We start from the raw sequence: 8,636 nt of genomic DNA, 5'->3' as shown, positions 1-8,636 counted from the left end.
ACACCTACGTCACGGGCAATGGTAGCAATGCTAGTTGCGTCATACAGCCAGCGTAACAGCATAGTCGCTTGTGTCCAGCAGGTGGCGGCACGCTGATAAGAGCGGCGGTCGTGGCGCTTACGATGCGCTTGAAGCCATGCGCTGATGATGCGGACAGTAGTAATGGGGACGTCAAGTGTGGCACAATAGCAGAGCACGCGGAAAACCTTTCAGACGTTTGTTTTCATTGACAAAAACAATGCTGATAGATCTTTCCGCGTGCCTTTCGTTACGACACACCCACCAAAACTCCAAAACCACAGGTCAAAAATTCACACCCATTTCCCCGGTGAGAAAACCTCAGCGGCTGAAAGAATCAGGAATTACCGCATCAACCGGCACGGCAAAAGGATTCTTACGACAATGCCCTCGCGGAAAATGTCAACGGCTCCTACAAAAATGAACTCATCAATCCCCACAGATGGGCTGATGCTGTAGAAATTGAAATCGCCACGTTCCAATGGGTTACTTGGTGAAATGAAACCAGACTCCACGAAAACCTAGGCTACCGCACACCAGTCGAGGTCGAAACGGAATATTGGAAAACTAACCGCCAACAACAAATAATGGGAAACAAGGCAAATGCCTAGGAACAAAACCCGGGGCAGTTCACCTAGAACACTTCACACCGACTAACCTTATACCCATCACCAAGCCCTTCGTTATCCTGCATATCAACCACAACCAAAACAATGAGAAAATTGGGATAATCCTCCACCTGCAAGCTCAAATGTGCTACACTCCATTATGTAAGATTTCACTATAAGAGAAAGTGGTGATCATGAAAAAATATTCATCAATACCAGCTGCAGCAATAATTGCATGCACGCTATTAGTGGCTCCAATGCCAGCTCAGGCTGTTGACTTCTTCACACCTTCTGCAGCCGGATGGCCCTGTAAAGAGCGCCAGTATTTCGTGGGGCCTACTGGACAATTGGAATCTCATTGCGTTAAGTACTGGGACCTTTGGGATTTCCTCAAGAACATCTTTAAGTAACAATGTTTGTTAAATGAAAGTGCGGATTGACGTGCAATCATTTTAGTTAAGAGGAACCCCAGCGACAAAGATGTAGAAGTACGCCAAACTTCCTGAGCTGCGATACTCTTGACACTTTTGTCTTGAAGCACGTGACCGGTGTTCTCAAATGAGGGTTCGTTTCTATTTGATGGGTACCGGTTTTCGTGTTTAGGTTCGCTCATTCGTTGTGTGGGCTTAGTACGTTATGCAAATTGGATTTTGCACGATGAATTCTCCAGTAGCCGTGTTGGACTTTGAATCTTCGTTGCAGCTGATGAAGACCTGTGTGGGTGTGTCTGATAACTAGGCAACACTTGATGGGGTACGTGATCTTTTATTGACTGTTAAAACCCTAATTTCTGTTGGCCAGGCGTTTTGGCTGGTTGCATGGGGCAGAGGAATTTCTCCATAGCATTGGTGGGGATTGTCTTAATAGTGGAATGTGGGTGGTTTGGTTTTGTGTATTCCTCGGGCGAGATGCGTTCCAGTGACGTGTAATGATTCTATTCATCTTTACCCGTGTGACCAGGGTAGTGAGAGGTTTTTAAGTAAGTCACATTCCTGAATAGTTTTAGTTTGAGTTGTGCATTCTCTAGAAGTGCTTCTTGCTCACTAAACCACTGACAAACTATCAAATGCCAACAAGAGTAATCATGTATGTGGAACATTAAATAAACATTTAAACGACAAAACTTAGCATTTACTCATCAACAGGCTAAAGGAAATAAATGGTTAAAGTAAAAAAATGTTACCTGAAGGGAACATACCTCCTTCACTACTTCCGTTTGGAGACCTTTTATCTCCATTAGGACTAGTCTCAAGGGTTCAACAGCTTCCGTCCACAGAAGGAGAACCCCGTTATCCAATTTACACGGGATCTCTCGGGAATCCGGGAGAAGTACTCGGAACTCAAAAAGGATGGTCACATGACCCAAATTCTGGAAACTTTGATGGTGCGGGCGGTGACATAGATAAAGGAGTGGCGGCATATCTGAGCATCGCAGAGTCACTGGAACGCTACGCATCAATTTCATGGGATCCTGACCATTTCGTTTGGGCTAGTGCAACCGAAATGGGCGAGGATGGAATAGCACCCGCCCAATGGCCAAACTGCTCAGAGAATGAACTACGCGATCCTAGGTCGGGATTGGTATCAAGCGATCCTAGAATTCCAATCAGGTGGGTGAAAAGTTGGTCATTGACAAGAAATAAAGCAGTCTACGTACCAGCTGTTCAAGTGTACTTAAAAATTACTCCAGAAAGTGCAGCCGAAAGGTACACGCATCCCGTTTCAACAGGGTGTGCAGCGCATACAGACCCAATCGAAGCGGTCAAAAACGGCATTCTAGAAGTGGTGGAAAGAGATTCAATCGCACTAACATGGCTTCAAGAGTTGCCCCTACCTGAAATAGAAATCGTCGAAGAAGATCTTAACGTTGAACACCAAGATTTTTGGCAAAAAGGTCAATCTCCGTTCCTTAAAACTAGGTTTTTTGACGCAACCACTGACTTAGGAATTCCCGTAATTTATGGACTTCAATTAGCGGACAACGACGAGAAATTAGCAACTTTAGTTGCCGCAACCTGTGACCTTAATCCAAGCAAAGCAATCGCAAAATTATTGCGTGAGTCTGCATCACTTCGTATTGCATTAAGGTCGTTATCGAATGCTTATAGCGATACAATGCTTAACGATCCCGAAGATACTATTAGTGTCTTCGGAGGAGCTATATTGAACGGGAAACTTGCTAACCGACCTCTCTATAATTTTCTCTTAGAAAATAAGAGTGAAAAAACAACTCTGGCAAAAATTGGAAGAAATTATAAGTTTGACAATTCCTTACATGGACTTGTCAACCAACTAGCACTTAAAGGGTGCGAAGTACTCGTAGTAGACTTAACTACCGATGAAGCACGCGCAATCGGGGCGCATGTTGTCAGGGTTTTGATACCGCAACTGATGCCGCTATCATTCGTTCACCGCGCTAGATATTTGGGCCACCCACGTTTGTATGAAGCGCCAATTGCCATGGGGCATGAAAGCAAACCTGAAGAAAAAATAAATCCCAACCTTCAACCATTTGCTTAAATAGATAGGTAAAATATGCAAACAATAGAAACTAATTCAAAAATGTTGAAAGCGTTTCAAAAAAATAAAGAAATCCTATATTTGGCAGCAGACGAATTTGGTGCAAAAGTTTCCGAAGAATTAGCCAGAACTTGGGCGGGGACGGTTATTAAAATCGAAAACGGAACCCATCCAAACAATTGGCCTTGGGCAGATCTGATCGTACTAGTGATCGGTTATGAGCGGCCACATATCGCTGAAACTGTTGAACAGGTCGCTTATAGATGGAATGTTCCGTGGTTTCCTATCATAGCGCGACCAACAGAAATCCAAATTGGTCCGATCATAAAACCAAAGATTACACCTTGCTATTCATGTGTTGAACGACGCCGTCGCCAACACGGAACTGCACATTCCGCCGATCAGGGTATACCTCAAGGTTTAAGTAGAGCATACTCTATTTTGGAAATCCAAATTGCATTAGTTGCAGCCATTTCAAATTGGGAACTCTATAACCTTTGTAACCATAGCGGTGATAGTTCAGAAAGAGCAAATGCACGACTTTTGGATCTAGTGACAGGAACGTTAACTTCCCATCCGGTTATTGGCATTGACCAATGTAAACGGTGCGGTGGGAGGTTTGGAGAGAAAATAGAAAACCAAAACAAACTCTGGCAATCCTTAATGTCATCGATCGAAAATCATTCTTTAGAAAACACCATCGTCAATAAGTCTACAGATACAGGTTAAAATGAAAACAAAAAAAGGTCTCAGCGCTAACCATATCGGACAGGCCGCAAAATTCGACCCCCAATTACGAGTTCCGAAGTTTCCCCGAATTCGACGAGACATTGATGTGGAACAAAATGAAAACGAATTGGTTGTCACGGGTACTCCAAAGCGGCAAATTTTTCGGGGCAGTGTCGCTGCCACAATCTTACCTAAACTCATGCATCTTCTTGATGGAAAACATGACCATCAAGCGCTATCTCAACAACTTGAAGTTTCAGAAGAAATAGTTTTTCGGATTTTAGCGCTTTTGTGGACTAGCGGAGTGATTGAAGAAAATTCACCGAGGATCGGCTCAAATGAAATTGATCAAAATGAAGCTCTAGTGAACTTTGTGTCACGAATCGGAGATTCGACAGCTGCCAATAGTTGCTGGGAAGATGCTGTAACCAGATGGTCAAATACTCATTTTGCAATTTGGGGCAATAGGGAGTTGTCTGCACGGCTGAAAAATCTGCTCCAACGTGATTCATTAGTTGAAGTCGAGCAAATCAACGAAATCGATCCGGGCCGGTTATCCAGAGTTGACCTGATCCTGGTGCTAGAAGACGGCGAAAACCGCCAGACCGCAAAGGAATTGATAAGCTTAGCGTGGGAACTGGAAAAGCCTGTTCTCTGCTTTAGAATCACCAGTTCAGTTGCACAACTTGGTCCTTATTTATTAAGAGGATTAACACCTTGTTTCGATTGCAGCACTACATATGATCCTTCTCCGAGCACCCAAAAGATACAGCCTTTTAGTTTAGAAATAGGTATTACGCTTTTTTGTCGTGAGATATTCGCACTAGTTTCAAGGTCATGTCCTTCCCCACTTCCTAATAAGTGGCGTTCGGTTGATTTGCAAAGTTTAACAGTTGATGAAGTATTCGCTTCATCCCAGCCAGGATGTACGAATTGCACATGTGCGGCACCATCTGATGAAAATAAAGGTATTCCCGCTCCACTTCCAGTGCTATATGAAGCCGGCGTTTCAATGCCACCGAAACAGTTTGCAGATCCCAAAGCTCATCAGGTTCATTACAAATCAAGTAATCTCCAATTGCAACATTTGTTTAGAACATGGCCTATATTCCCCAAAACAAAGTTACCTCCAGCAGTTTTTGACGAAGAATTTGTAAAAACTCAGGCGAGCTCTGATTCGGCACTTGATTCCTTGAGTCTACTTCTTAATTCCATGGCAGGGCTTAAAGAAATCTCAAACGATAAGGTGAAGAGGTGGACTGCTTCTGGTGGAAATATTGGCTCGGTAATGATCTACGTCGTTATCCGTGATTTTATCGGTGTGCCTCCTGGTATTTATGCATGGGTTCCCAAAGATAACTCATTGGCAAATTTGGGTATTGATATAACGGCCTTTGAAAGCACAGCCCCCGTGTCTTTTATTTTAACCGGCGATTTTTTGAAGGTTGCTTCTAAGTATGGGGCATTTGCTTTGCGTATTCTGTTTTTGGACAGTGGCTGTGCTTTAGCAACGGCACAACGCCTTACGGCCAAATTCGGTTGGAGTTTTAAACGAAACAAACACCTAGAAGATCTAAAGATACATCATTTTCTTTCCCTAGATCCTGAACTAGAACCCGTTACGGCAATGTTTGATGTAACGTTCTAAAATAAAAGGAAGATCCATGTTAGATAGTGCAGATATCACCCGTAAACTGATCAAAGAGTTATTAGACGATACACATAATGATATCCCCAGAAAAAAAATAGTAAGGAAACAGCGTTCGACTTGTGGGGAAAAAATTGCGATCCCTTTCGGAGATTCTTCACCTGTTAGAGATGAAATTATTTCCGCATTACACAAAAGAACTGCTACAAGAATATGGTCACAACGTACCGTACCTGCTACTATGTTGTTTGAGATTTTAAGATTCGCTTGGGATCTTGTATTTCTAAACGAGGAAGATCGGGCAGCTGATTTTCCACGTTTAGAAATTATCTTGATAGCGAATGGAGTCGACTGCCTAACTCGAGCCATATATGAATTAGACGTAATGCGTCGGACAGCTAATCCAGTTTTTAAACCCACTAGCGGAAATGATCTTAAGGGACTTGTATTGCAAGAAGAATTTGAGAAGGCACCTGTTCTTATAACCATTGGAACCGACTTATCGAATTCAAATGCTCATGAATACCGTGAACAGATGATTAGAGCGTCAATGCTTGCCTATCACGCTTGGCTAAAATCCATTGAGCTTGGCTTAGTTGGTTCTGTTTTTGCGGGACTCTTACCTTCTCCATTGCGTAATCTAATAGAATTCGATGGAGTGTCTAGGCATCAGCTCTTTGCACTTGCTCTTGGGTATCCATCTGAACTCGATTAACGAAGGCTTTTTGGGGCACTTCAGTGGGCGGCGTTCCTGCTGGTCGGGGCTATCGGGCTAGATATATACAAAGTGCACGTCATCGGAATTGTAAAAGGGCATAGTGCATGCGACTAGGTTTTTACTGATTAGCCGTATCTGTTGCGCCCGGATTTCGGACGAGGTTGTAGATGAGGTTGTATAGCCCCTCGTAAAACTCGCCGGGGATGCTGTGCTCGGCACCGCCAACGTTACGTAGGTAGAAACGCCCGCCGTCGTCGATAAGCACTGTGGCGGAATTTGTGGTTCCGAGAACGAACATTTCGGATTTTTCCTTTGTCGGCCCGAATTGAAAACGGTTGTAAAGCGTAACCGGGTGGTGTGAGGAATCAAACCCCAGAATTTCATCGACGATGGTCAAGCCCCATAGCGCCTTGACAAACCAACGGATGGTTTCTGGTGCTTTCTTGCATTCAGGTGCAGCAGATTGTCGGTCCCAGCGCCAACCGGCCTGCACCAACAGGCGGTGGAAGCGCGGATCAATATTATCGGGGAGTGTCACGAGCGCTGATGTTTCGGGATTGAGATGGATTGCCTGTTCACTACGCATATTCAAAACGGCGCAATCGATGTGGTAGCCCGTGATTTCACCGGAGCTATCGAGGCTTGCCCACACGTAGTAATTGCTTCCTGGTTCGACGCGGCAATACGCGGCGGTGTCTCCGATCATGCCGTGTGCATCCAGGCTTGCTGCCGCCACTGTGGTTTTCGGGGCTTTGGTTGCAAAACCGACAATGCCGGACGTGGTGTTTATGTTGTTGGACGTGTGCTTTGGTGTTTGGCCTATGTTGAAATCGACGATTCCGAACCGTGAAATTGGTGTTTCGGAAAACAAGATGCTCAGATATGCTGGCTGCCCGGGCATTCCTTCGGGGTTTTTCTCATCACCAGCGAGGGTTACTAGAACGTCATATTCCCCAGCTTTGGCAGGTAGCTTAATCTCACTATCGCTTCGGTGGGTTGGGTCGGACACCGTAATGTCAGTGCCTTCGATTACTAGAGTCCCGACCGTGTACGTCGTGAGTGTTAGTGCTGGTGGATCTTGTCGCTCCCCGTTGGTGGCAGGGGGAGTCGCTACTGTCCGGTTGGATAGGGGATAGAAATCGAAGGAGGTATTGAGGTTGTGAACTGTGGTTTTCATTGTGTTTTGAAGCCGTTTTTCTAAACTCGTGACGGTGGATTTATGGTAGGCGAATATTTCTCGTTCAACCCGATTGCCGGGCAAATAGCACCACGCTAAGGCTAGAAATAAGATCGCCGATATGGATAGCAGTAGGGAATAGCCCCGCGGGAAATCTGGCCGATAGACGAATACACATAAAGCGACTGTTATTAGAACGATAATCGCCATTGTTATGGCGTTATGTGGAAGCTTTCGTAGTGTCTTGACTATTTGCTTGTTCCACATGATTGCAATTGTCATTATGGCGATGTGTAGAAATATTGGAGTACTTCCGATGAGGAATGTGAGGAATGGGTGTATGCCCCATTGCCGCGCTGCATCAAAAAGGCTAAGCGACTGCGTTGCGATAGGAACGATAATCAGGTTCCCTGATGCTGTGAGCAGATTTAAGGTGGACCATTGGGAACGTATGGACAATTGCTGGTACCCGTCATAGAACAGGGCAAAGCAGACAAATTTCAAAGCTGCGAACCACGTGATAACCAAAACTGTAGGGAGAATTTCCGCATACGAAGCAGAAAATAAGTAGAGAGTTACCGGAAGTTCAAAAAAGGGAAATAGTGACGATGCCCATTTCCAGGTTGGGGGTTTGGGATTTTTCAATTGGGAGGCATGGGCTGATAGCCGATTCCTGGCGGATTGGATTTCGGATCGAAGTTCAGCCACTCCGAGCACGGGTTGGGGAACCATATCGATGAAGAAGTAGCAGACATTGAATATTGCGATCAATGTGATGAGCTCGAACCATGTTCCTGCGGTAACTGAACGGTAGATCTCGGAATAAAAATTCGCGATATCGTGCCAGGTTATGTGGTTCTGTACGGAAGGGCTAATTGCCGCTTGACTCTACCTGAGAAGTAACGAAGCTGTTGAGATGCATATGACGGAAAAGCCAGCGATTTTTGCGATAGTGTAGGCGCGGATTCTATTGGTGAGCGGTGCGGTATCCGCACCTTTTGAGGATTTGGTGGACCAGACGACGATGCCCCCTAAGGCTATTAGCACCGTCAGTGTAGTACCTAAATCAACACCGTCGCCGCCGGGTAGTGGGGCAATGGCCCGTAAGTGCCCGACCAGAAACGTCAGTGCCAGCGCCGATAACCCAATCATCCAGAGGTTAACTATAGCGGTCTCATTTCAAAAGCTTAGGTTGTTTGGGTGTGTTGGTGGTGGGGT

General features: G+C 45.2%; 6 protein-coding genes and 2 pseudogenes. 5 read left to right on the top strand and 3 right to left on the bottom strand.

Annotated elements, in window-relative coordinates; genetic code table 11:
- Nucleotides 1–197: pseudogene (locus Q4D85_RS14245) on the bottom strand (IS5/IS1182 family transposase); the annotation flags it as partial.
- 192 nt (nt 198–389) lie between these two features.
- Here Q4D85_RS14245 and Q4D85_RS14240 point away from each other — a divergent pair.
- From Q4D85_RS14240 to Q4D85_RS14220, 5 genes and pseudogenes are all read left to right on the top strand, one after another.
- Nucleotides 390–629 (top strand): annotated as a pseudogene (locus tag Q4D85_RS14240) (integrase core domain-containing protein); the annotation flags it as partial.
- Between the two features lie 1,173 nt (nt 630–1,802).
- Nucleotides 1,803–3,146, top strand: coding sequence for a YcaO-like family protein (locus Q4D85_RS14235; protein WP_303201438.1), 1,344 nt, complete (start codon nt 1,803–1,805; stop codon nt 3,144–3,146).
- Nucleotides 3,147–3,161: 15 nt separating this feature from the next.
- Complete coding sequence (locus Q4D85_RS14230; protein ID WP_303201437.1) at nt 3,162–3,875, top strand: TOMM precursor leader peptide-binding protein; 714 nt, start codon at nt 3,162–3,164, stop codon at nt 3,873–3,875.
- Nucleotide 3,876: 1 nt separating this feature from the next.
- Entirely contained in the window at nt 3,877–5,523 is a 1,647-nt protein-coding gene (locus tag Q4D85_RS14225) for a hypothetical protein (protein WP_303201435.1), read from the top strand.
- A 16-nt stretch (nt 5,524–5,539) separates the two neighbouring features.
- The gene (locus tag Q4D85_RS14220; RefSeq protein WP_303201434.1) at nt 5,540–6,238 is read left to right on the top strand and encodes a hypothetical protein; all 699 of its coding nucleotides are present in this window, start codon (nt 5,540–5,542) and stop codon (nt 6,236–6,238) included.
- Nucleotides 6,239–6,359: 121 nt separating this feature from the next.
- On the opposite strand, the gene Q4D85_RS14215 is transcribed toward Q4D85_RS14220, so the two are convergent.
- Together Q4D85_RS14215 and Q4D85_RS14210 are read right to left on the bottom strand one after the other, a co-directional pair.
- Nucleotides 6,360–7,418, bottom strand: coding sequence for a hypothetical protein (locus Q4D85_RS14215; RefSeq protein ID WP_303201433.1), 1,059 nt, complete (start codon nt 7,416–7,418; stop codon nt 6,360–6,362).
- 888 nt (nt 7,419–8,306) lie between these two features.
- Entirely contained in the window at nt 8,307–8,570 is a 264-nt protein-coding gene (locus tag Q4D85_RS14210; RefSeq protein WP_303201432.1) for a hypothetical protein, read from the bottom strand.
- Between the last annotated feature and the right edge of the window lie 66 nt (nt 8,571–8,636).

This window comes from Corynebacterium sp. (genome assembly GCF_030532965.1).
Classification (GTDB): Bacteria; Actinomycetota; Actinomycetes; order Mycobacteriales; family Mycobacteriaceae; genus Corynebacterium.
Note: the sequence above shows the minus strand (reverse complement) of the source record. Positions and strands in the feature narration are given on the sequence as shown.